The sequence below is a fragment of the Clostridium fessum genome, from assembly GCF_003024715.1.
GTDB lineage: Bacteria > Bacillota > Clostridia > Lachnospirales > Lachnospiraceae > Otoolea > Otoolea fessa.
On the sequence record NZ_PYLO01000013.1, the window covers coordinates 1 to 1,407 of the forward strand.

The 1,407-nt window shown below is 39.6% G+C and carries 1 protein-coding gene and 1 pseudogene; both read left to right on the forward strand.

Annotated features, from left to right (window positions below; translation table 11 throughout):
* The first annotated feature begins 363 nt into the window (after nt 1-363).
* Nucleotides 364-804 (forward strand): IS200/IS605 family transposase, encoded by a 441-nt coding sequence (gene tnpA, locus C7U56_RS15215; RefSeq protein WP_107001913.1) that lies wholly within the window; start codon nt 364-366, stop codon nt 802-804.
* 8 nt (nt 805-812) lie between these two features.
* Nucleotides 813-1,407 (forward strand): annotated as a pseudogene (locus C7U56_RS15220) (IS200/IS605 family accessory protein TnpB-related protein); the annotation flags it as partial.

Here is a 1,407-nt window from a genome sequence, read left to right on the forward strand (position 1 = left end):
ATAAATTTGTCACTCCTTAAAAATATTACAATGGATAAATACCAGATTTACTCATTACCTGCTCAAACTACTGTGTGTGACACGAATGCACTTAATGTGATTCAACCTGCATAAAACGAACACTGTGAATGAGGAGCTGGTTATCAGTCTAAAGTACGGACGCTAAGTCCTAGTGATGAAGTCGATATACCATTGCATCCTACATTCTAACAGTTTAAGTAATGAGATGGATAAATCCTTACTGGATGTAAGGGGATTACCCATAAGTATATTGTAGTAGTGATGAGTTAGGTGCGCCAAATTTTTTATCAAGATACAGAACTAGCGTTTGCCAAGTGTGGGGGCATATGGTATAATATAAACATGGAAAAAGATATATTTACTATTAAGAGAAATACACTTTCATATGGTAGAGGATATGTGTATTCTTTGCAATATCATCTTGTCTGGTGCACGAAATATCGAAAACAGGTCCTGAAAAATGGGATAGACGCAGAATGTAAAAAAATGTTGTATGGGCTTGCGGAGGAATACAAATTTAAGATTCTGGCGATGGAGGTTATGCCAGATCATATTCATTTACTTCTGGATTGCAAACCGCAATTTTTTATATCAGACATGATAAAGATTATGAAAGGGAATCTGGCACGTCAGTTGTTTCTTTCGCATCCGGAATTAAAACAGGAGCTGTGGGGAGGACATTTGTGGAATCCATCGTATTGTGCAGTCACCGTAAGTGACCGAAGCAGGGATCAGGTAGTGGCATACATTGAGGGACAAAAAGAGAAGGAAAAAAGAAAGTAGGAAATTTTATGCAGATTGTATCCAGCTATGGAGTAGAAATTAAAAAAAAGAATATACCGCTCCGCTCTACGCTGGATATTTTTCGGAAGGCAGTTTCCTATCTGATTCCGGTGTATGCAGAGACCTGGGAAGAACTTTCAGAAATCAGAAATCCACAAAAACGCTTTAATGAAGCGGAACATCTGGTACATGAGACAAAAAAGAATCATGCCAGATTTCTGTTTGACCGTCATTTCCCTAAGATGCCATCTTATCTGAGAAGAGCGGCGATTCAACACGCACTTGGAGCCGTGTCCTCCTATCAGACACGCCTTAGTTTGTGGGAAAAGGGAGAACTGAGAGGAAAACCGAAGCTGGTCTGTGAGAATCATGCGATGCCGGTATTTTATCGGGATGTCATGTATAAGGAAGCAGAACCGGGAGAAGATGCGGCACATTTAAAGCTGTTTGATGGGCGGGAGTGGAAGTGGTTTCAAGTAAAATTACTTCATACCGATATGGAATATCTGCGAAAAAAATGGAGTGGTAAAAAGGCATCTGCCCCTACTTTGGAAAGGAAACATCATAAATATTTCCTTCGGTTTTCATACACAGAGGAAGTAA